Here is a 23,508-nt window from a genome sequence, read left to right on the forward strand (position 1 = left end):
TACCTTTAACTGTACTTATCCAATAATTTTAGTGCCTGACAAACCTTTTATTGCTTCCTTTGCCTTTGTCAATGAAGCAATAATAGCAATTTTACTAGAATCGTATTGTACAAATTTCTTGCAAGCCTCTACCTTTGGGAGCATACTTCCAGGTGCAAATTGACCTTCTTCTATGTATTTATCAACTTCTTCTAATGTTATTTCAGAAAGTTCCTTTTGCTCTGGTGTATTAAAATTAACACATACCCTATCTACCGCTGTCAATATCACTAAAGCATCTGCATCTAGTATCTCTGCTAATTTCTCTGCAGCAAAATCCTTATCAATAACTGCTGGAACACCTTTAACAACATTTCCCTCTCTAACTACTGGAATACCTCCACCACCGCATGAGATTACTACCGCTCCAGATTCAACTAAATATTTAATTAAATCCTTTTCAATAACATCAATTGGCTTTGGTGAAGCAACTACTCTCCTGTATCCTCTTCCCGCATCTTCTTTCATAGTATATCCCTGTTCAGTTTGAAGTCTCTCAGCTTCTTCCTTACTGTAAAATGATCCTATAGGTTTTGTTGGATTTTGGAATCCTGGATCGTCTTTATCCACAACGACTTGTGTAACTACTGTTCCAACATGTTTATCAATATTTCTCTTTTTTAACTCTTCAGTAATCGCATTTTGAAGATGATATCCTATGTATCCTTGCGAGAAAGCTCCACATACATCAAACGGAAATAATACATTCGAATTATCTGCCTTATGTGCTGCCTCAACTGATGCAACTATTTGACCAACTTGTGGTCCATTACCATGAACTATTGAAATTCTATGTCCATCTTCAATTAAATCAACTATTGATTTAGCAGTTCTCTTACAAGTTTCTAACTGTGCTTTTGCACTCTTATCTTTTGGATCCGATTGAAGTGCATTTCCTCCTAATGCTAAGACAATCTTCATAATTAACCCCTCCTAATTTATTTCCAATATACATTACGCCTTAATGATATATTTAAATAAAATAAGTGTCAACTGCTCCATTTTTAAAGAAATTGCATATATATTCATCAATTTTGAAATCGTTAAAATAGTTTTCTAAAAAACTACACTCTAAAATTTTATATGCCCCTCATAAATTCATGTTTTATTATTTTTCAATAACATAAAAGAATTTTTACTCTCAACATTTAAAGTAAACAATAATGCATAAATATATGCAATCAATGAATAAAATTTTTTTAATTTTTTGAATTTACTTAATCACAATTGACAAAATAAATATATTAGCATACAATAATACTATACCGATACCCTGCATATGTATAATCGTATGCTTAAAATACAATATTTTATTTCTAGGAAGGTGTATTTTATGAAGATAAATTTAGATTCAAACACATCAAGAATTCTAAAACAAAAGATGGCTGAATATAACAAAGATACTGTGCGTCTAATGATACGCAGCTATGGCTGAGGTGGCCCTATTCTTGGTCTTGTTCTGGATGAACAAAGAGAAACTGATGCTGTAGAAATTGTTGATGGAATAAAATTCGTTGTAGATAACGAAGAAACGTTTTTATTCGATAATGTATCTGTTATTTACGAAAAAGGTTTGTTTAGAGATGGTTTTAGAGTTGTAAGAAATGGCTCTTATGCATCAAGTTGTTAAAACAAATAACTAGTCAGTATGCTAGTCTATTTTGCAAACTACTTCATCGTTGGAACCCGTTGATAGAATCCACTATCAGCGGAACCCAACTCTTTGTATTTCACAAAATATACGTCGCATCTTTGACTTGTTATTTTCTTTCAAATGCCTTAATTCTCATTACCATATTCATCAACAATTTTTTGTGCTAACTTTTTAATTGCACCTGCTTGAGCAATTAATGTCATAACTATGAGAAATACTTCTATTCTCTTTTCATCATTTTTACTTTTAAGATTAATGTCTTTAATCATAGAACTAATTTCTGCCTCATCAAAGTAATCACTCTTTACAAAGGAATCAAAACATTTCTCCTGTATATCACAGAAAATCTTATACGCTTTTTCCCATGAAATAATATCATCACTTCTATCATTTATCTCATTAAAAGCAAGCCTAAATACTTTTTTAATTTCATCAGTCGTCAATATAGGCCTCATATAGCTTAAAAGTGCTAACTGAGCAAGATGCAATTTTGTATATCCTCTTTTTCTACCATCTTCAGGCTTTGAAATGACTTCATTTTTTATATAATTCTGAACAATGTTATTCGTATAATTTTCATTCTCAAATCTATCGTTTAAATAATCAATTACCTGAGATAAAAATAGATCATATTGAGGTAAATCTGAATATGGTATTATACTGTTTTTTGCCATTTCTTTTGTTAGCTTATTAACTTTTTCAATTGAAAAATCACTAGCTTTCAATTTATTTCACATCCTTTATATTTTTTAACTAATATTGTGAACTACTCGCCACTTACTTCGTTGAAGTGGGAGCTTCTTGGTCAATAGTACCAACGTACCAAGTTTACCCAAGCTCAAAAGGTCGTTCCGACCTCGATATAATACCAGTTTTATTTCCTGGCAAGAAACCACCGTCTTAGACGATTGTAATAGTTCGGACTGCACCAACGTCAAGGCTTGGTTTTCGCTCTTTTGGTGCAGGGCGTGTGCTTGAATATTTTACGTGGTAAAGCTTTTTCTTACCACAACCTTATATGTTCAGTTTTATAAGAACTTTTATATTTTCACTATATCAAGTGGAGTGCATTTTTTCAAGGGCATTGAACCCTTTCAAAAATGGTGTTATCCATCTCCCACTTATAGAAGATGGGAGACTTCCACACAAAATGTTAAATTTATCAACATATTAATTATTGCCAAATTTTCTATAAACATATCACTCCCCTATAATATCCAACAAAACACCGTGAACTAGGTGCTGGGTGCTAGGGCTAATCTCTAGTCTCCAGTCTCTAATCTCCAATCTCCATCAATGTAACAATTTAATTTAGCGATTGGCGACTGGTGATTGGCAACTTCTGTTCAGTCTCTAATCTCTAGTACAGATTTGTAACTTGATGGACAGTAGCTGGTGCTGGGTATTAGGTTTTAGGTTTTTAGGTTATGTTCTAGAATTTAAAATCCAGATTCTAGTGTAAACTTTCTTAAATAAAGTAGTTGAAGTAGCTTATTTACTTATTCCTATATAAATATTATACGGTATTTATAACCTTATTACAAGTTATTCATTGTTAATTTTTTAACCTCAAAGTAAAATACACATATCCACACAATTTATCCACAATTTCTGTGGATAAATTGTGATTAATTACATAAACTCTACAGCTTAAATGATTTAAAAATTTATACTACCGTGATGTTATATTTTATTACATTGATGTGGATAACTTACTCATTATTTTGTGGATAATATTTTAAAACTATTTCAAAGAAAATTTACATAATTTTCTTGATCAATGTATAAATATATTATTCTGTAATTATTTGAATAATTTTATAATACTAGTACATACTCTAAATAAATAATTTTTATATTATATAATAATTTTATATGAATTAATTATTTATTTTTTCAATTATTCCAAATTATTGAATAAAATTAGTACAAGCCTTCGACATTAATTTTTCTTTATCCATTATATTACTATTTTATTTGCAAAATATTTATAATTTATTTTTTACATATTTTTTACCTCTTTATAAACTTAAAACTTTATATATCGTTGATATATCTACATTTACACATCAAAATAAAATAATATTATTATAAAAAAACATTATTGACATTTGTATATTTTGGTAGTATATTAACTATAGATGGAAACTAACATACATTTTGTAACTAAAACTAAAAATATTCAAATTATATATTGACTTTTTATGTCACATTTGCTATTATCTAATCATACAATTGTCGAATATTGTATTAGTTTAAAATTGCAAATTATTACTAAGAATTTGAAAAATAATATTATTTTAAGGAGGAAATTTAATTATGAAATCAACTGGTGTAGTAAGAAGAGTAGACGAGTTAGGAAGAATAGTTATTCCTATAGAATTAAGAAGAACATTAGAAATCGCTGAAAAAGATGCTCTTGAGATTTATGTAGATGGAGAACAAATCATATTGAAGAAATATCAACCTGCTTGTATTTTCTGTGGCGACGCTAGAGATGTTGTTAACTACAAAGGTAAAAACATCTGTAAAGCATGTCTTGAAGAATTAAAATCTGGTAAATAACCGGTAAATAAGCGGCTATCCACTTGGTGTAGCCGCTTATTTACTGAACTTAATTTTTATGGTAAAAACCTTCTAGCACAATAGTAATCGCTTCTAGCAGTTAATCGTGTAATCTTTATTACATCCCCAGTATGAGGTGCATGAATAAAACAACCATTCCCCACATACATTCCTACATGATGAACATTATATTTTGTACCAAAAAAGATTAAATCTCCAGGTTTCAATTGATTTCTTGGAACGTACTTACCTTGTTTAACTTGATCATATGTAACCCTATATAAAGATATCCCAAAATGAGCATATACATATCTAACAAATCCCGAACAATCAAAATATTTAGGTCCATTTCCACCCCATACATAAGGAGTACCTAAAAATCTAGATGCATATGCAACTACCTCTTCACCAGAAACATTAGACATACCCCTAGATGGATCACGCTTTGGTATTGATGCTTTTATCTGCTCAATCCTTTTAAGAGTTTCATTAATCACCCTTTGAGTTTCTTGTATCTTCTTATTATACTCACCAATCTTGCTAGCATAATATCGTTTCTTTTCATTAGCTTTTTTAATTAACTTTATCTGCTCAGCTTTGGATGCCTTCACAGATGATAGCTTGTCCTCTTTATCACTTTTAAGAGCTACTAACACTTGTTTTTCCTTTTCCAAAGATTCTTTCTTAACTTTAACTTCATTTTTTTTGTTATTCAAATCGGCTAATATTTGCTTATCATACTTTGCTATGCTTCTCAATAACTCAACATTAGAAATCAATTGATCTAGTCCCTTTGAATTAAGAATAACTTCCAAATAGCTATTATTTCCATTAATATACATACTTCTCATTCTCTTGTTAAACAATTCCTGCTCTGCTTTTACATCTTCTTCTGCTTTATATAATTCAGTTTGGGCTTGTTTTATTTCTTCTTCTTTAGACGATATCAAAACGCTTGCTTTTTTTATTTCATTCATCAGTCCTTCAATCTTACAATCTAATGTTTCAATCTTCACTTCTAACTGTTGTATTTCTTTTTCTGCAGCTTCAAATGATTTTTTGTTATTCTGCAATGCATTCTTTTGATTATTCAATTCACTTTTTTTCTGATTTAATTGTTGTTTCTGTTTATTTATCTGATCTTGATAAGGATTTGCTATTACTTTTGCACTAAAACTTACAGTCAACCCTGCTGCTAACAAAAATGCTACTACCCTCTTCTCCACAAACTCACCCCATCCGCATTAACTATTTGACATTATTTGTCAACTAAAACATTTTAGAATCGCTATATATATTATAACATCAAATTTTAGTACATCATAGCATAATATTAATAATTTTCACTAATAATAATCGCCAGTCTCTAATCACTAATCTCCAATCTCTAGTCTCCAATCACCAATACAGACTTGTGACTTGATGGTTTTTCTGCTTAAGCCTCATTTCTTAATGTTCTGGTATGATCCTTCTAGCACATACATAATCATTACGTGTCAATATAGAAATCTTAATTCTATCCCCTGTGTGAGGAGCATGTATATAACAATCGTTCCCTACATAAATTCCTACATGATGCACATTATATTTTGTTCCAAAAAATATCAGATCACCAAGCTGCAGTTTATCTCTAGGTACATATACCCCCTCTTTTACTTGAGTGTATGTCGTCCTACTTAATTCAATTCCAAAATGTGCATAAACATACTTAACAAAACCAGAGCAATCGAAATACTTAGGACCATTTCCACCGTATACATATGGTCTTCCTAAGAATTCTGCTGCATATACCACCACTGCCGCTTGTGATATTGGTACACTCCCTCTTGAAACTTGCATTGTTGGAACCTCTTTAACCAGCTTTTCGATATTTTTAATAGTTTCATTTATTTTAGCCTGATTTTTCCTTATCCTCTGGCTATATATTTTGTTTGCAAGGTACAAGCGTTGCTGTCTTTTAGCTTCAAGAATTAAAATGTTTTCTTGTTTTCTTGACTCTTCTAATTCTTTTAATTTACTCTCTTTATTATTTTTTAGTGCAACAAGTTTATTTATTTTCTCTTCTAAAACTCTCTTCTGTTCTTCTACCACACTTTTTTCATACTTTAACTGCTTAATTGTACTATTATCATACTCCATAATTTCTTTTGCAATTTCCAAATTATTAATAAACCCGTCTAAACTATCTGAACTGAAAATAATTTCAATATAGTTAGTATGTCCATTAATATATAAAGCTCTCATTCTCTTATGAAAAAGCTCTTTGGTTGAATCTAATTTTTCACTTGCCTCATCAAGCTTCTTTTTAGTCTCCTCTACTTCAACAGACATACTCTTTATATTCTTGTTGATTTCATCCAATTCCCTATATATCTTTTCAATTCCTGCATCCATCTTTTCTATATTTATTTCCATTTTATCTAGCCTGCTCTGAAGTTCTCCATAAGAAGCATTTTTAATATCTATAAGTTTACTATTATATGTTGCATCTCCTTGTGGTTCTACTAAGACATTCTTTCCAGCTTTATTCTTAGACTCTATTAAAACAGGATCACTAAAAGCAACCAGCTCAAAATTAAATATTAATGCTATCCATAAAAATAAAACAATTACCTTTTTCACCATAAAACTTCCTCCAAAGGTTAGAATTCCTCTTATATTTCTATGAATAGCATATATAATTTATTACTTATTTTTTTCTACAACTCTATGGAATATTTATAAATCTCCTTTTTAGGTAAATTTCTATCTTTTGCAACCTTCTTTACAGCTTCTTTTTTATTTAATCCTTCATTCATATATTTTAATATATGTTCTTTTATGCTCATATCTTCCCACTCTGCCATATTCTCTTTTTCTATTTCATAATCGCTTTTTCCCTGTACTACAATTACATACTCCCCTCTCGGAGAATTATCATTGTAGTATTCAATGGCATCTTTTAATGTAATCCTTTTTATTTCCTCATGAAGCTTTGTCAATTCTCTGCATAATGCAACTTCCCTATTTCCTAAATTATCATACAAGAATTGAAGTGTACTTATTATTCTATGAGGTGCTTCATAAAATATCAAAGTCTCCCTTCTATCCTTTAATTCATTTATAACAGGTATTCTATACTTGTTTTCTCGTGGTAAGAAACCTCTAAACAAAAATTTCGTCGTATCAAGACCTGAATATACTAATGCAGTTGTAAATGCAGATGCTCCTGGTAAAACCTCAAAGTCTATACCCTCTTCAATGCATTTTGATACTATAACACTTCCCGGATCAGAAATACCTGGTGTACCTGCATCCGTAACCAAAGCTATGTTATTACCTTCTTTAATCCTTTGAATTATATTTTCACTTTTTACATTTTCATTATATTTATGATAACTTATAAGAGGTTTCTTTATTTGAAAATGATTTAGTAGTTTTAATGTAACTCTTGTATCTTCAGCTGCAATCAAATCGACACTTTTTAAAACCTCTAACGCTCTAAGCGTTATATCCTTCAAATTCCCAATAGGTGTTGGCACTAAATACAACATTCCTATACTATTTTCCATATTGTTTAACACATTGTTTACCATATTTTTAACACTCCCGTTAAGGCATTTTCAAAAATAACTAGTCAGTATGTTAGGTGAATTCATCAGCGGAATATTCTCGTTGATCTTCATCTTTTAAAAATAATTAGTCAATATGCTAGCCTATTTTGCACTTTTAACTTATTATTTTCTTTTAAACGCCTTAGTATTTTTATACTTTATGTGAATTGTACATTTTCATGATTTCATCAGTATATTCTCCATTATTAGTATGGACATTTAATGGTGGTTCCCATTTCAAAAATTTACCTCCATCTCTTTGTCCCTCAATCAATACTATATTAGGAGCTTTACCCTCATAAGGATGTACCATTCTCACTCTCTTAGGTTCTATTCTATGTTTTCTCATCAAAGTAAAAATATCAACCAATCTGTCAGGTCTATGCACCATAAACATTCTTCCATTATCTTTTAAAACAGTTCTACATGCTATTATAACATCCTCTAAAGTACACAATATTTCATGCCTTGCTATCGCATTTTTATCTTCAATATTCTTTATACCCGAATTTTGAAGTTTATATGGTGGATTTACTGTAACAACTTCTGCTCTCTCAATGTTTTTTAGTAGTTCTATGTCTTTTAAATCTCCATGTATAAATTCCATTTTTTCGTTAAGTTTATTGTATTCAACAGAGCGTTTTGCCATTTCAACCATATCTTCTTGTATTTCAATACCAATAATTTTTTTTGCCTCTGTTTTTCCCGCTATTATAAATGGAATAATACCCGTTCCTGAACACAAGTCTATAACCCTTGCATTTCTTTTAACATTTGCAAAATTAGCTAAAAGAACAGCATCAACACCAAATCTAAATCCATTCTTTTTCTGAATAACATATATTCCATTCAATTGTAAATCATCTAAAGTTTCATCGCTATTAATAATGTTCATAATATTACACCTCTTCATTGATATACTCTTAAAACATAATATTACACCTCTTCATTGATATACTCTTAAAACAAGAGTGTTCCAGTTTCAATAATACAGTAAACTCGTTTTGCTAAAGCAAAATATCGGAACTTTAAGTGGATAATCTACTCCACCTGAAACAAAACACTTCAATCTCCCACTTATAAAAGTGATAATCTTATAAAATCGATCAAAAATAGAGTATTAGGTACTATGTTCAACATATTTTCATTATAATTATATATTACTATTTTGTCTAATTGTATAACTTGTATATATATTATTTCTGTTATATAATTACTACGTTGGATTTTTTCAGAAAAACAATGTGATTATTTTTAAATATTTTTAAAATATTTAAAAAATTATAGATAAATTACAACTTAAGAGGAGGACAAATCATGAGTAATTCTACAAAAGCAAAAAAACTTAGTTTTTGGACACTTGTTTTACTAATTTTCGTTCCAACATTTGGATTTGGAAATATTACCACCAATGCTGTTGCTCTAGGCCCTGCATCAATTCCATCTTGGCTTATAGTATCTGTTTTATTCTTTTTCCCACTATCTGGAATTATTGCCGAATTAGCTTCTGCAAATAATGATAAGGGCGGTGGCATTTATTCCTGGATTGAATGTGGACTAGGAGAAAAATGGGCTTATATTGGAACTTGGTCATATTTCATCGCTAATTTATTTTATCTCCAAATGATATTTGTAAGAATTCCCGTTATGACATCATGGGCTATATTCGGTGAAAATCGCTTCGGTGACACACATACTGTGTTGTTATCTGTTATGGCAATTTTCTTAGTAGTAATTTTGACTTGGGCTGCAACAAAAGGAGTTAAAAACTTTTCACGCCTTAGTGATTTCGGTGGGAAATTCACAATTGTAGCTACAATTATATTTATAGTCTTCGCAATTATAGGTTACTTTATGGGTACTCCTTCAGCAACTGAATTCAGTAAATCTACTGTAATTCCAAAAGTAAATGCAGACTATTTATCTACCTTTGCTTGGTTGTTATTTTCTGTAGCAGGTGCTGAAGTAGCAGGGACATATATAAGCGATGTGGAAAATCCAAAAAAGAATTTTCCTAAAGGCGTTATTATGGCAACCCTTTTCATTGCAGTTGCATACATAATTGGTTCTGTCGCAGTTTGTTTAATCGCATCTCCTGATGTATTAACAAAAGCTGGATTAAAAAATGCAAATTATATCGTATATAAAATATTAGCAGAAAACTGGGGTTTAAATGGTAAAATCGCAGTACAAATATATTCAATAATATTAACTATTACTTCTGTAGCAGCTTATATTGTATGGGTGGAGTCTCCTATAAGAGCTATGTTCTCTGAAGTTCCTAAAGGTACTTTCCCTGAATTCTTAACTAGAAAAAATGAAGATGGAACTTTAATCAACGCACTTTGGATTCAGTGTGCAATTGTTATAGTATTTATTATCGTTCCTATTTTAGGATTACATTCAGTAGAATCATTTTTCGTGCTTTTAGCTAATTTATCTTCTTTGTCCTTAGTGGTTCCTTATATCATTCTAGCTGCTGCCTATATGGCATATAGGCTAAAAGGAAACAAGCCACCTTTTGTTATGTTTAAATCAAAAGGTTCTGTAATGTTTATTTCAATTTTGGTATTGATTTTAGGTATTGCAGGTTTCTTTGGAGCTGGTTTTGGAGATATAGCAAACGCAGAGAATTCAAGTGCTGCGGTAAAATCAATTATTATGAATTATGGTGGTCCTGTAATTCTAATCTTGCTCGGTCTTGTAATTACACTACCTTCTAAACATAAAACTAAAAAGAATTAATCTTAGTTAAAATTGTCATTTTCAAATCAAAATTATTCTTGAACTGAAAATGACAATTTTTTCACCTTATAACTATCAAATTCTTAACAATTATTACTACAGAGCAAATTCAAAATATGGATATTTTTCTGTAGCATTTTATTTTTTTGTAAGGTTTAATTAAGGTTTAGTTTATAATAGTGTAAGTTTGATATTATATAATAATTTCATACTAAAAGTTCATACTAAAAATAAGGAGGAAAAACTCTAATGATCATTTGGGAATTGAAAAAGATATTTAAATGTAAAATGGGATTAATTATATTATCATTATTTGTTTTAAATTCCATTGCCATGAGTTTCTTTAAAAACTTTGAGCATAGAATAAATAGCCCTTTAATGTCAATAATAATGTTAATTATTATTCTTTTAATATCTTCAAACATATACACAAGCGAAAAAATATCTAACGTTGATAACATTATTCTTTCATCTAAAAATAAATTTAATGTATTATATTCAAAATTAACATTAGCTATAATTTTACCTGTTATCATATACGGATGTTATTTAGGAATTGAATTTTTAACTCAATTGTTTCAATGTGGTTTGCCTATAAATGAAGAAATAAAATCTATTAATTTGCTTCTTAAAATTGGAACTATGACATTAGTATTCATAAGCATATCAGTATTTGCAAGTTTATTTTCATTTATATCATCAACTTCTTTATCATCTATAAGTACAAGCTTGATATTTTTAAGTTTAGGTAAGATACTTACACTTGCTAAATTTTTACCCAATACATTGCTTAACATATTAAGTACTGTAAATTACGTAGACCTAATATTCTATCCGAACCAGTTTATATATTTACTTTCCACAAATATCAATATATTCGGAAAAAATGTTGGATTTGTGTATGTATTTTATGGAATTTTAATATCAGTCTTATGTATTGGAATACTTTTATGCATAATCACATTTAAAAAATTATTAACAAGATAATATTGAGGAGGTTTTAAAGTTATGAATAAACTCGAAGTTAAAAATTTAACCAAAACATATGGTAATAAAAACGCAAATGACAATATATCACTTACTCTTGAAAATGGTGTCTATGGCCTTTTAGGTCCAAATGGTGCTGGTAAAACTACTTTTATGAAACAAATAACTACATTGATAACACCTACGCAAGGAGAAATTATATATAACAATAAAAATATCAATAAAATAGAAAAAGAATATCGTTCTATAATAGGTTATCTTCCTCAAGAATTTGGCGTATATAAAAATTTTTCAGCAAAACAGTTTTTGCAATATATAGCTGCTCTAAAGGGATTAAAAGGTAAAGAAGCTATTATGAAAATAGATGAACTCTTAAATCTCGTAGGATTATACAATGTAAGAAACAAATCAGTTGGTAAATTTTCAGGGGGAATGAAAAGGAGAGTCGGAATAGCACAAGCTTTATTAAATGATCCTAAAATATTAGTACTTGATGAACCAACAGCAGGACTTGACCCTCAAGAAAGAGCAAGATTCAGAAATCTTATTTCACAAATATCTAAGGATAAAATAATAATATTATCAACCCATATTATTTCAGATATTGAGTCTATTGCAAAAGAAACAATAATGATAAAAAACGGAAAAATTCTCATGAAGGGCAGTCATAAAGATATACTCTTAGGTATAGAAGGAAAGGTATATACTATTAAAACATATGACGAAGATGAAGTAATGTATATACAAAACAATTATAAAACTGTAAACATACAAAGAGGGACTGATGGAGTAGAAATACGAATTATAAGTAATATAATGCCACCATTTGAATTTGTTCAAGCAGTCACTCCAAAATTTGAAGACGTATATATGTTTTATTTCGATTTGGAAAATACTAGGGAGGTGTAATGCATGATAACTCTTATAAAATTAGAACTTAGAAAAATACTTTTTAAGAAGAGAATATTACTTGCTTTAACAGGCTCATTATTCTTAAGTTTTATTTCAATAAGGGCATTCTCACTAAAAGAAACTTATGCTGACATATTTAGTAAAAGCTATGGACTAGTACCATTGATGGGACTTATTATGTTTATGATGTTTTCAGGCTCGTACACAGCTGAATATAACTCAAATATGTCAGTATTAATTAAAACAACTAAAAATGGTAAAAAAGAAATCGTACTGGCTAAATCAATAGCTGCAGGATTAGGAGCTACCATAACAAATCTTTTAATCTTTTTAACTGTATGTTTATCTGCTTTAACAAAATACAAATTTTCAGGATTAAATCTTCCCATTAAAAGTCTTTGGTATTTTGATAAATGCACCTCAAATATAACAGTTATACAAATGATTTTTATTATGATTTTAACTATTACAATATGGTCATTTTTCTTTGCACAAATAGGCTTATTCTTATCATCTATAAGTAATTCAGCAACAATACCCTTCATATTTGGAGGACTTATCATGGGTATACCCTATCTATTAGAAGGATTTTTAAAAGGTATTGGATTCGCCAAATACTTAAGCTTTACCCCTCTTTGGGGAATGATGAGTTGTCAGCTTGTACGATACAAAACAACATCATTAACATTCATTATACTTACAATAATATTTTTACTCGGAACAATACTACTACCTAGATTCACATTGAAAGCTTTTGTAAAAGAATAGTGAACTCGTTTTGCTAAAGCAAAACATCAAGATTTCAGGTGGAGACTCTACTCCACCTGAAGCAAAAGCTTCAATCTCTCACTTATAGAAGTGGGAGTATCGTAAAATCGATAAAGAAAATTAAATTCTTAGAGGAGAAATAAAAATGAAAAACAAATTCTTAACATTATTAATATTATTAACAATTTGCATATCAATTGTAGGTTGTAACAAATCAGAAAATAATAAAAAAATAACTCAAAACAATCCTAAAAACACTAAAGAAACAGCCCATACACATTTTAAATTCGAAGAGTATGGATTAGAATATGATTTACCTAAAACATGGATCAAATATAAAGACAAAAAACAGTTAGATATTGACATATATGACAATACAGAAAGTAAAGAATATTTAATAGCTCAAATAAAATATGGATTCTTATCAGCTAAAGATATTAACAAGTTAATGAAACTAGGCAAAAACGCTAAAACACAGGAAGCTCAAATGAAATTTTTGCTTGAATATGAAAACAGTATTAAAAAAATATGCTCAATAGTAGTTTTTGATAAAAACAAAGAAAACATTAATCAAAGAGAAGAACTTTTTTCTAAATATGATAATCATGAACAATTAAAAACAAACGAAAATTTAGAATACTATATATTGTATAACAAAAAATATGATTTAAGTGGATTATCTGAAAACGATAAAAAAGAATACAAAGAAATATGCGAAAGTATAAACGATTTAAAAAAATCTATAAAAATATCTAAACCAATAACTCAAAAAGAAAAGTTTGATAAATATAAAACTGTATCATTCAAAACCAAAACTACTGACGGGAAAGAAATTGATAGCAGCATATTTAAAAACTATAAACTCACTATGATAAATATGTGGGAAACTTCATGTGGTCCTTGCATCAAAGAACTTCCTGACATTCAAAAACTTTATGATGAAGTTAAAAAAGAAAATATAAATATAATCGGTATTGTTATGGATCTATATATAGATAAAGATAGTGAAAACCTAAAACTTGCGAAAAAAATACTTAACGAAAACGGTGTAAAATATACTAATATTATTCCTAACAAAGAATTAATTGATGGATTATTGAAAGATATTATTGGTGCTCCAACAACTATATTTGTAGACAACAAAGGAAATATAGTCGGACAAACTATAGTAGGTAGCCGCAGTAAAGAAAACTATTTAGAAGAAATAAATAAAATATTGAAAAATTTGAAGTAACTAACTTATAATTATTAATTCATAAAATTTATATTTAACTTTTAAAAAACAAAGCCTGAGAACTTTGTAAACGTAATTGCAAATTAAATAATGCACCAACATTGGGGCTGTCGCACTAAGAATAAATACTACAATATATTGTACTAATATAAAATTTGCAAAACAATATATTGTATGTAAATTCCTTAATGCGACAGCCCCTTTCATAATATTATGAAAAAAAATCAAAAATAGTATATACTATAGTAAAAAAAGTTATCTTGATAGTGTAAATTATCTTTAGGAGGGGTTGTAAGTGGAAAATACAATAAAAGAAAAGAAAATATTAATTATTGATGATGAAAAAGATATATTAAATTTATTATCAACAGTACTCACTAAAGAAGGATTCAAAAAAATATATACAGCTGAAACAGGAGAAGAAGGTTTAAAATTATTCAACTCTAAAAAGCCAGATATTATTCTTCTTGATATAATGCTCCCAGATAAAGAAGGATATGAAATTTGTAAAAAAATAAGAGAAACATCTATGATTCCAATTTTATTTTTATCAGCAAAATCAGAAGAAATGGATAAAATACTTGGATTTGCTCTTGGCGGAGATGATTATATAACAAAGCCATTCAGTCCAAAAGAATTAGCTTATAGGATTAAAGCTCACTTGAGAAGAAATGAAATTCGTTTTACTGAAAATAAAGATTTATCATTTGGCCCTTTTGAAATAAATGAAGAAAAAATGGAAGTTAGGAAAAATGGTATACTACTCAATCTTAAACCTAAAGAATTAAAACTATTTTTATATATGGCAAAACACCCTAACCAAATTATCAATAAAGAACGAATTTGTAATGAAGTATGGGGTGAGGATTATATAGGTTTTGACAATACAATAATGGTTCACATAAGGAGACTTAGGGAGAAAATAGAAGATAATCCTTCCGAACCTAAATATATTGTAAACATAAAAGGTCTTGGATATAAATTATTAGTAAAGGATGAACAGTAATGAGATGGAAGATAACATTAAGATTTGTAACTACTATAATTTTCGTAGTTATCATAGTAACCATTATAAATATAGTTGCTATTATGGGCATTTTTATAAATAACACTATTCACACTAAAAATACTAACCCTATTTTAAAGGATATTGAACCTGAAAACTTTGTCAGAAATTTTAACAAATATATATTATCGAATGGTCAAAATATATTTGTGAATAATGCTGGTAAAAAAGCCTTAAACTACGAAAATACGTGGATACAAATTTTAGATGAGGATGGAAAAGAAGTTTATGCTTATAAAAAGCCTAAAAATGTTCCATTAAAATATACACCTTTTCAAATTATTCATGGATATAAGTATAGAGGCGTACTAGGTAATATGTCAACTATATTCATTGGAGAAAAGTATGTTAAAAATAAACAATATAGCTATATCATTGGCTTCCCTATGCAGAAAATCGAAAGACAAGTATTGGTTTTTAATATAGATAAAACTCGAGATTTTATGAAAAATACTATTATAATCGTACTTTTAATTGATTCAATAATTGCTCTATTTTTTGCATATTTATTTAGCAGAAAACTTACAAAACCTATAGGAAACATAATTAATGGTGTGGTAAAATTAGGAAATGGAGATTACAACGTATATTATACCCCAAAGGGAGTTTATAGCGAAATTTATCATAATATCAATAATCTCTCAGATATTCTTAAAAGCAATACAAAAGAACGCATGAAACTGGATAAAATGAGAGAAGAATGGATAGTAAATATATCTCATGACATAAAAACTCCTCTAGCTTCTATTAAGGGCTATGCCGAAATTTTAAGTAATGATGATTATGAATTTTCTAAAGAAGAAATCAAATCGTATGCGAATATAATTCACAAAAAATCTGATTATATAAAAGAACTTGTAGATGATTTAAATCTAGCTACAAAACTTAAAAATAAAGCTTCTATTCTCAGAAAAAAAGAAACCAATTTGGTTAGATTAACCAGAGAAACAATTATTGATATATTAAATGATTCTAAATTTAGCAATAGCAATATTAATTTTATATCCAAAGAAAATATTATTTTAAAAAAAGTGGATAACATCTTACTAAAAAGAGCAATCAGTAATCTTTTGTACAATGCTCTTATTCATAACAATTCTTCTGTCAATATAGAAGTTGAAATAATTAAACAAGATAATAAAGTACATATATTTATAAAAGACAATGGTAAAGGAATAAAGCCAGAAGAACTCAAATATATTTTTGATAGATATTATAGAGGAACAAATACAAGTGGAAATCACAAAGGTTCTGGTCTTGGAATGGCTATAACTAGGGAAATAATAAAAGCTCACGGTGGTGATATAAAAATAAATAGCATATTAAGAAAAGGTACTGAAATAGAAATCATCCTTCCTTAATTAACAACTTTGGGAAAGAACAAAATCTAATTCTTTCCCCTAGTTGTTTTAAGAAATAACTCCTTTGTAAATCTTCTTCCTATTAATCTTGATTCCAAATTCTCTTTCATATCTTCTTAGTGTAGAAACTTCTTTATCCGTAACAATAGATATGCAAACTCCTTTTTCTCCAGCCCTACCTGTTCTTCCACTTCTATGAAGATACTCTTTTGAATCTTCAGGTAAATCCAAATTAACAATGTGTGTTACTCCTTTAATATCTAAACCTCTTGCTGCTAAATCAGATGAAATAAGAACTTGTATTTTCCCACTTCTTATTCCCTGCATAGCTTTCTTTCTATCTTCTTTTGATGCATTACCAAACAAACCAAATGCCTTTATTTTATGATATCGCAACTTAGAAGTTATAAGCTGAATTTGGTCATTTTTATTTATAAACACAATTACTCTCTTTGGATTTATCGAAGCAATCACTTTCCTCAAAAGTATTATTTTCTCACGTCTTTCACACGTTAAATATATGTGAAAAATATCTTCATTAACAGCACCCTTTTCTTCCACCTTTATTATTTCAGGATTGCTCATTAATTCTTTAGCATGAACTAAAGTATCTTCATTTATGGTAGCAGAAAACACCATTAATTGACGCTCTTTCAATGTAGTTTTTATTACAGCTTTAACCTCTGAAATATTATTTTCATCCAAAAGCTTATCGGCTTCATCAAATACTATTGTTTTAACCGTATGAGCTTTTATTTTCCTCATTTTTATAAGCTCTAATATTCTTCCAGTTGAACCTACTATGATATGAGGTTTTTCTTTAAGCCTTTCAATTTGACGTTTTATACTAGCCTTACCAATAATCGCTGTTGAAGTAACTTCAATACCACTATCTTTATTTAATAATTTGATTTCATTTTGTATTTGCATAACAAGTTCATGCGTTGGTGCTAAAATAATCGCCTGTGTTTCTCGTTTTGAAATATCTATTTTTTTAAATAAAGGAAGTAAATAAGCTAACGTTTTACCAGTTCCCGTTTGCGATTGTGCTACAATATCTTTATTTTCAATTGCTAAAGGTATTACTTTAATCTGTATATCAGTCGGTACAGTTATTCTTTGTTTCCTTAAACCATCTATTAATTTTAAATCTAATCCTAAGTCTTCAAATGTTTTATCCATAATAATTTAATATTCTCCTTTTAATGAACTTATAAACTCATATAAGTTTATACTTATAATTTGTTCGTGTCAAACAGTTTAAGAATTCAGAAAATTCGAAATATATTTTTAAGTATTTTCAAATCATTTAAAGTTTCATTAGTGCTTTTATGTTTTTGAAAGAATTTTTCATTTTTACGTTTATAAGGTATTTGAAAGAAAATAACAAGTCAAATATACGACGTACAATTTTTTGTTAAACAATGAGACAGATTTCGTTGATAGTTGGGCTATCAATGAAACTTAATGATGCAGTATGATGCAAAATAGACTAGCATACTGACTAGCAAAATCTTTAAATAATATAAAAGTTAAATAAATATTATCACAATTATAATATTTTTTGAATATTGGTAACAATTCATCTTCCATCTGCAAAGTACCCAACCCGAGTGCAGAAAAATTTGAAAAATGGGTACATCTCATGTTAAGGCTCAACTCAAAATGATAATGAGCCTGTTTTAGCTATAACTGAATTTAAATACATCTCATGTTGAGGTTCAACAAAAAAGGAGGGAGATAAAGTTATTGTTTTAAGTTTTGAATTTACATCTCACATAGTTAATATAAAACATAGAAGGCAGGAAGAAGGGTATTAATAGCAACTATCATTTACATCTCACATAGTTAATATAAAACTGAACATAACATAGTGATGAAATTATCTGAATTAGTATTTACATCTCACATAGTTAATATAAAACTTGCAGTCCCTAATCCAACTATAGGAGCAGTTACCTTCAATTTACATCTCACATAGTTAATATAAAACGAACTTAAGACAGTTCCGATATAGTAAAGGGTTGCAAATTTACATCTCACATAGTTAATATAAAACCCTAGAACTAAAAAGAATCATCAGGTAATTAGATATAGAATTTACATCTCACATAGTTAATATAAAACAATATTGCGAAGAAAAGTTGAATTTACTATACAGAAATTTACATCTCACATAGTTAATATAAAACATATTTGTGATGTAATATGTAAGGCGGACAAACATATTTACATCTCACATAGTTAATATAAAACAAAATAAAAAAGTTACAGATGAACAAATATTTCTTAATTTACATCTCACATAGTTAATATAAAACTAAAAAATTTGTATGAAGAAGAATTTCAGCTTTGCTATTTACATCTCACATAGTTAATATAAAACACAATATCTGTCTATACAAGAAGAACATCTCGAAACAATTTACATCTCACATAGTTAATATAAAACAATTTTGAACCAGTTTTTCAGAAGAATATTTTAGAATTTACATCTCACATAGTTAATATAAAACCTCCTTGATTTTATCTGCACCAATCAATGTTTGGGATATTTACATCTCACATAGTTAATATAAAACTTGCGAAAAAGGAAGTGAAAAAATGGCACTTGATAATTTACATCTCACATAGTTAATATAAAACGTACCCATGATTACCAACCATTAAATCATTATCCGTATTTACATCTCACATAGTTAATATAAAACAACCTTCTTGGGCAACTGTGTATATAACCTTTCCATTATTTACATCTCACATAGTTAATATAAAACTTGATTCCTTATAGGTATTCTAAAAAGGGAAAGAATATTTACATCTCACATAGTTAATATAAAACTTATATTCAGCTATTAATTTTTCAAGTTCATCACCATATTTACATCTCACATAGTTAATATAAAACTATTAAGCAATTTTGCTATAACTCTAGCGTCATTTTCAAATTTACATCTCACATAGTTAATATAAAACATAATAAAAAAGTGCTATATGATACAAAGAATTAATTAAATTTACATCTCACATAGTTAATATAAAACGATCATACGAACAAAAAGGGGATATGTCGTTATAAATAATTTACATCTCACATAGTTAATATAAAACAAAGGTACAGACTATAATATGCCGACTCAAAAAGCTAATTTACATCTCACATAGTTAATATAAAACCTATTAGCTGTTTAACTTCTGCAAAGCTACCTTTATATTTACATCTCACATAGTTAATATAAAACAATATTCCTCCAGCTCATCCTCAGTCAATAAATCCTCATTTACATCTCACATAGTTAATATAAAACTTATAATATTTATTTTAAATGGGAACAGGCTTTTAAATTTACATCTCACATAGTTAATATAAAACCCGTAAGCCACAACTTTAACGTTATCTTCGTATTCACAATTTACATCTCACATAGTTAATATAAAACGGAATTAAAAGACTATCAAACTTTGATTTTTAAAGGACATTTACATCTCACATAGTTAATATAAAACAAAGAATAGAAAGAAAAATAAATATATAAATTCTTTTTATTTACATCTCACATAGTTAATATAAAACTATAATAGAAGGCTCTTAATATGTTTAATATATTTTCATTTACATCTCACATAGTTAATATAAAACCAAACATAACAGTTTACATATTCACATATTTCTTGATTATTTACATCTCACATAGTTAATATAAAACCATTAGATTTTTTAGATCTAAACCCAAGTGCTAATGTATTTACATCTCACATAGTTAATATAAAACATAGAAAAGGTGTTATAATGCCTAAACGAATAAATAATTTACATCTCACATAGTTAATATAAAACCCTTTTACGATAACAGAAAAATCCTCCGCATCCAAATTTACATCTCACATAGTTAATATAAAACAAATAGAAAGGCTTCTAAAAACTTATATACATTACATATTTACATCTCACATAGTTAATATAAAACTATTCAAGAGCCTATAGGGAAAATAGCGTCCCTTGAATTTACATCTCACATAGTTAATATAAAACCTGCAAGCGAAAATTGTTATGCAAGAGAAATTAGAGCATTTACATCTCACATAGTTAATATAAAACGCGTATGCAAGGTGGAAGAATAAGAAGTGTAGAGGAATTTACATCTCACATAGTTAATATAAAACCCAAAGGAATAGAAGTTATATATATGCCCTATGTTGATTTACATCTCACATAGTTAATATAAAACTGGTATGGAGCAATATTAAAAACAATATAAAAGAACAATTTACATCTCACATAGTTAATATAAAACAGAAATGAACAGAAATCACTATGGCAATGCTTATGTGATTTACATCTCACATAGTTAATATAAAACATAATATGTTTAAAAATCTTAAAATAGTAATGAAAAATTTACATCTCACATAGTTAATATAAAACCAGAGGAAGAAATACAGAGCTTATTAAAGTTCAAAGAAAATTTACATCTCACATAGTTAATATAAAACTCTAAAACTGCAAATACAATAGTGAAAAGGGATAGTGTATTTACATCTCACATAGTTAATATAAAACTCGAAAAACTTGCTAGAAAACTTGATGTTAGAAGTTTAATTTACATCTCACATAGTTAATATAAAACACTCAACAAGTTCTTTTGGTTCAATTTCCCCAAAAACATTTACATCTCACATAGTTAATATAAAACTGGAGAAATTTGGAAGTAACATACATTTGTGGAGCAACATTTACATCTCACATAGTTAATATAAAACGAGTTTGCGTATACAAGATATGCTAAACTATCTAGAATTTACATCTCACATAGTTAATATAAAACTGAAATATTCATCCCTTTTATAATTTCAAATATCGTATTTACATCTCACATAGTTAATATAAAACTGAAACATGGTACACAGGAGATGAAGCAGTTGAAAAATTTACATCTCACATAGTTAATATAAAACGTATAACGCCCTAGCTGCTTCAATGCTTCGATAACATTTACATCTCACATAGTTAATATAAAACCAAGCTTCGTTTTCTTATGTGTTTCAAAATCCTTAATTTACATCTCACATAGTTAATATAAAACTCACTAATAAAAGAAAATATCCACCTAACTGATTTTATATTTACATCTCACATAGTTAATATAAAACCAATTCGCCTCCCCAAGCTATTAACCTTCTGTAAGCTAATTTACATCTCACATAGTTAATATAAAACGATATCATTGGTCATAAGTTAATAAAGCCTCCTTTCAATTTACATCTCACATAGTTAATATAAAACTCAATTCAAATACAAATAAGGACTTTTTTAAGTGCTTATTTACATCTCACATAGTTAATATAAAACGACAGTATTCCTGATGTGTATCAAGCTAATGCAGTAATTTACATCTCACATAGTTAATATAAAACTTTAAATTCAGAGGTAGAAGAATAGATAATAAGGAAATTTACATCTCACATAGTTAATATAAAACAGAGCCACACATATCTATATTTTCCATTAGATTTTTATTTACATCTCACATAGTTAATATAAAACAAGGCAAGAAATACGTAGCGCAGATATGTTTCGAGACATTTACATCTCACATAGTTAATATAAAACTGCGTTTAAAATATTATCAATAACTATCCGTCCATTAATTTACATCTCACATAGTTAATATAAAACTTAGGCTTTAATAGAAATGGGACTATGCACATTAGTTATTTACATCTCACATAGTTAATATAAAACATGGAACAGGTGAAGCAAATACTATATTCTCAACTCTATTTACATCTCACATAGTTAATATAAAACCGTTCAGCAAATTTCAGTTGAAAATTTAAAAAAGGGAATTTACATCTCACATAGTTAATATAAAACGTAAACAAGTTACCTAGCTGGACTTATAAACATTTGTATTTACATCTCACATAGTTAATATAAAACATTTGTATTTAGACCCAAGATGCTTTGAAGAATATTTATTTACATCTCACATAGTTAATATAAAACGTTCTAAAATCCTAAAAATTTTGAAATGTTCTGAGCCTATTTACATCTCACATAGTTAATATAAAACATGGAACAGGTGAAGCAAATACTATATTCTCAACTCTATTTACATCTCACATAGTTAATATAAAACCAGTTGGAGGGAATACTGGAGGATATAGAAAAACGAAATTTACATCTCACATAGTTAATATAAAACTTGTGTTGGATTGCATTTAAAATTTTAGAAAACTAATTTACATCTCACATAGTTAATATAAAACATTTCCAGTAAATTTTTAGTAAAAATAAATAATAATTATTTACATCTCACATAGTTAACCCGTTGTGCTAATAGAATAATTTTTATTTAAATGATAATTATTCCATTAAGAATAAGTATAAGTATCCACTAAAATCAAGTTCGCTTCAGGAATAATTAACCAAATATAAGTTGTTTAATTTTAGCTGGATTTACATTAATACCTAACGTTTTATTGATAAAGAAACAAAGATTATGAGCTAATACTTTATTAATTATTCTAGTAATAAAGCCCCATTTAGATTTTGCTAGTACTCTTTGAATATTTAGTTGTTC

Annotated in this window: 15 protein-coding genes, 1 pseudogene and 1 CRISPR repeat array; of the genes and pseudogenes, 8 read left to right on the forward strand and 8 right to left on the reverse strand. The window is 28.2% G+C overall.

What is annotated here, in order from left to right; genetic code table 11:
* Positions 1–15: 15 nt before the first annotated feature.
* Positions 16–960 (reverse strand): carbamate kinase, encoded by a 945-nt coding sequence (gene arcC / locus CLTEP_RS09295; RefSeq protein ID WP_066825882.1) that lies wholly within the window; start codon positions 958–960, stop codon positions 16–18.
* 858 nt (positions 961–1,818) lie between these two features.
* Positions 1,819–2,367, reverse strand: coding sequence for a DUF1836 domain-containing protein (locus CLTEP_RS09300; RefSeq protein ID WP_153016313.1), 549 nt, complete (start codon positions 2,365–2,367; stop codon positions 1,819–1,821).
* 1,645 nt (positions 2,368–4,012) lie between these two features.
* Between CLTEP_RS09300 and CLTEP_RS09305 the strand changes: the two genes are divergently transcribed.
* The gene (locus tag CLTEP_RS09305; protein ID WP_066825889.1) at positions 4,013–4,258 is read left to right on the forward strand and encodes an AbrB/MazE/SpoVT family DNA-binding domain-containing protein; all 246 of its coding nucleotides are present in this window, start codon (positions 4,013–4,015) and stop codon (positions 4,256–4,258) included.
* Between the two features lie 56 nt (positions 4,259–4,314).
* On the opposite strand, the gene CLTEP_RS09310 is transcribed toward CLTEP_RS09305, so the two are convergent.
* The 4 genes from CLTEP_RS09310 to CLTEP_RS09325 all read right to left on the reverse strand — a co-directional run bounded on the left by CLTEP_RS09310 (position 4,315) and on the right by CLTEP_RS09325 (position 8,746).
* Positions 4,315–5,484 (reverse strand): C40 family peptidase, encoded by a 1,170-nt coding sequence (locus CLTEP_RS09310; protein WP_084364832.1) that lies wholly within the window; start codon positions 5,482–5,484, stop codon positions 4,315–4,317.
* Positions 5,485–5,707: 223 nt separating this feature from the next.
* Positions 5,708–6,883 carry a C40 family peptidase gene (locus CLTEP_RS09315; RefSeq protein WP_066825892.1) on the reverse strand — a complete coding sequence of 392 codons (1,176 nt, stop codon included), beginning with the start codon at positions 6,881–6,883 and terminating at the stop codon, positions 5,708–5,710.
* Between the two features lie 74 nt (positions 6,884–6,957).
* On the reverse strand, positions 6,958–7,809 hold the full coding sequence (rsmI, locus tag CLTEP_RS09320; RefSeq protein WP_066825929.1) for a 16S rRNA (cytidine(1402)-2'-O)-methyltransferase: 852 nt from the start codon (positions 7,807–7,809) through the stop codon (positions 6,958–6,960).
* Positions 7,810–8,002: 193 nt separating this feature from the next.
* Complete coding sequence (locus CLTEP_RS09325; RefSeq protein ID WP_066825896.1) at positions 8,003–8,746, reverse strand: tRNA1(Val) (adenine(37)-N6)-methyltransferase; 744 nt, start codon at positions 8,744–8,746, stop codon at positions 8,003–8,005.
* Between the two features lie 422 nt (positions 8,747–9,168).
* On the opposite strand from CLTEP_RS09325, the gene CLTEP_RS09330 reads away from it, so the two are divergent.
* The 7 genes from CLTEP_RS09330 to CLTEP_RS09360 all read left to right on the forward strand — a co-directional run bounded on the left by CLTEP_RS09330 (position 9,169) and on the right by CLTEP_RS09360 (position 16,924).
* Positions 9,169–10,596 carry an amino acid permease gene (locus tag CLTEP_RS09330; protein ID WP_066825900.1) on the forward strand — a complete coding sequence of 476 codons (1,428 nt, stop codon included), beginning with the start codon at positions 9,169–9,171 and terminating at the stop codon, positions 10,594–10,596.
* A 249-nt stretch (positions 10,597–10,845) separates the two neighbouring features.
* Complete coding sequence (locus tag CLTEP_RS09335; RefSeq protein ID WP_066825904.1) at positions 10,846–11,583, forward strand: hypothetical protein; 738 nt, start codon at positions 10,846–10,848, stop codon at positions 11,581–11,583.
* A 21-nt stretch (positions 11,584–11,604) separates the two neighbouring features.
* Positions 11,605–12,492 carry an ABC transporter ATP-binding protein gene (locus CLTEP_RS09340; protein ID WP_066825907.1) on the forward strand — a complete coding sequence of 296 codons (888 nt, stop codon included), beginning with the start codon at positions 11,605–11,607 and terminating at the stop codon, positions 12,490–12,492.
* 3 nt (positions 12,493–12,495) lie between these two features.
* Complete coding sequence (locus CLTEP_RS09345) at positions 12,496–13,263, forward strand: ABC transporter permease (RefSeq protein ID WP_066825910.1); 768 nt, start codon at positions 12,496–12,498, stop codon at positions 13,261–13,263.
* A gap of 145 nt (positions 13,264–13,408) precedes the next feature.
* A complete protein-coding gene (locus CLTEP_RS09350; protein ID WP_066825912.1) occupies positions 13,409–14,497 on the forward strand; it encodes a TlpA family protein disulfide reductase in 1,089 nt (362 codons plus the stop codon).
* A 295-nt stretch (positions 14,498–14,792) separates the two neighbouring features.
* A complete protein-coding gene (locus CLTEP_RS09355) occupies positions 14,793–15,503 on the forward strand; it encodes a response regulator transcription factor (protein WP_066825915.1) in 711 nt (236 codons plus the stop codon).
* Positions 15,503–16,924 (forward strand): sensor histidine kinase, encoded by a 1,422-nt coding sequence (locus CLTEP_RS09360; RefSeq protein WP_066825919.1) that lies wholly within the window; start codon positions 15,503–15,505, stop codon positions 16,922–16,924. The genes CLTEP_RS09355 and CLTEP_RS09360 overlap by 1 nt, the downstream gene beginning before the upstream one ends.
* Before the next feature lie 48 nt (positions 16,925–16,972).
* Here the strand turns inward: CLTEP_RS09360 and CLTEP_RS09365 are convergent, their stop codons facing one another.
* Positions 16,973–18,106 carry a DEAD/DEAH box helicase gene (locus CLTEP_RS09365; RefSeq protein WP_066825922.1) on the reverse strand — a complete coding sequence of 378 codons (1,134 nt, stop codon included), beginning with the start codon at positions 18,104–18,106 and terminating at the stop codon, positions 16,973–16,975.
* Positions 18,107–18,689: 583 nt separating this feature from the next.
* Positions 18,690–23,194: direct repeats of the CRISPR family, unit length 29 nt; unit sequence ATTTACATCTCACATAGTTAATATAAAAC.
* Between the two features lie 155 nt (positions 23,195–23,349).
* Positions 23,350–23,508, reverse strand: a pseudogene (locus CLTEP_RS15180) (IS982 family transposase); the annotation flags it as partial.

The organism is Clostridium tepidiprofundi DSM 19306, assembly GCF_001594005.1.
GTDB lineage: Bacteria > Bacillota > Clostridia > Clostridiales > Clostridiaceae > Clostridium_AC > Clostridium_AC tepidiprofundi.

Coding starts and splice junctions, on each gene's coding strand:
- arcC (WP_066825882.1), bottom strand. CDS start 960: ATGAAGATTGTCTTAGCATTAGGAGGAAATGCACTTCAATCGGATCCA.
- CLTEP_RS09300 (WP_153016313.1), bottom strand. CDS start 2,367: ATGGCAAAAAACAGTATAATACCATATTCAGATTTACCTCAATATGAT.
- CLTEP_RS09305 (WP_066825889.1), top strand. CDS start 4,013: ATGAAATCAACTGGTGTAGTAAGAAGAGTAGACGAGTTAGGAAGAATA.
- CLTEP_RS09315 (WP_066825892.1), bottom strand. CDS start 6,883: ATGGTGAAAAAGGTAATTGTTTTATTTTTATGGATAGCATTAATATTT.
- rsmI (WP_066825929.1), bottom strand. CDS start 7,809: ATGGAAAATAGTATAGGAATGTTGTATTTAGTGCCAACACCTATTGGG.
- CLTEP_RS09325 (WP_066825896.1), bottom strand. CDS start 8,746: ATGAACATTATTAATAGCGATGAAACTTTAGATGATTTACAATTGAAT.
- CLTEP_RS09330 (WP_066825900.1), top strand. CDS start 9,169: ATGAGTAATTCTACAAAAGCAAAAAAACTTAGTTTTTGGACACTTGTT.
- CLTEP_RS09335 (WP_066825904.1), top strand. CDS start 10,846: ATGATCATTTGGGAATTGAAAAAGATATTTAAATGTAAAATGGGATTA.
- CLTEP_RS09340 (WP_066825907.1), top strand. CDS start 11,605: ATGAATAAACTCGAAGTTAAAAATTTAACCAAAACATATGGTAATAAA.
- CLTEP_RS09345 (WP_066825910.1), top strand. CDS start 12,496: ATGATAACTCTTATAAAATTAGAACTTAGAAAAATACTTTTTAAGAAG.
- CLTEP_RS09350 (WP_066825912.1), top strand. CDS start 13,409: ATGAAAAACAAATTCTTAACATTATTAATATTATTAACAATTTGCATA.
- CLTEP_RS09360 (WP_066825919.1), top strand. CDS start 15,503: ATGAGATGGAAGATAACATTAAGATTTGTAACTACTATAATTTTCGTA.
- CLTEP_RS09365 (WP_066825922.1), bottom strand. CDS start 18,106: ATGGATAAAACATTTGAAGACTTAGGATTAGATTTAAAATTAATAGAT.